Consider the following 364-nt stretch of genomic DNA (forward strand, 5'->3'; position numbering starts at 1 on the left):
CAATAGATGATGGAGAAGTCTCGGCAGCTGCAATTGACGACGCTGCCAGGAGGAAACCCAGTGCAAGACTGGATCTTTTCAGAAACGAATTTTCCATACTAGGGCCAACGCTCCGTGATTTGCACTATTGCCAGACAAGGCTTGCTGGACCTGAACCCGGCCGCCGATGCTGACGTTGTAAGCTATATTCCAGTTGATGTCGGTCGTGGCTGACAGTACCGGCACAGTTGTGTCGTCCCCATCATCATCCCAGCGGGTCGAACCGCCGGAACTCTTGCCAATGCCAACTCCCAAATACCCATCCCATGACCAGCGGCCGTTCTCTGCAAAAGGGAAGCGCTTGCCTGCTTCCACTGAGTACCAG

The 364-nt window shown here is 54.4% G+C and carries 1 protein-coding gene; it reads right to left on the reverse strand.

The annotated features are described in order from the left end of the window. Window positions 1-78 precede the first annotated feature (78 nt). Window positions 79-364: hypothetical protein (locus tag Q4563_RS17240; RefSeq protein WP_303605368.1), on the reverse strand; the 286-nt coding region annotated here is incomplete at its 5' end.

This window comes from Gilvimarinus sp. 1_MG-2023 (assembly GCF_030548285.1).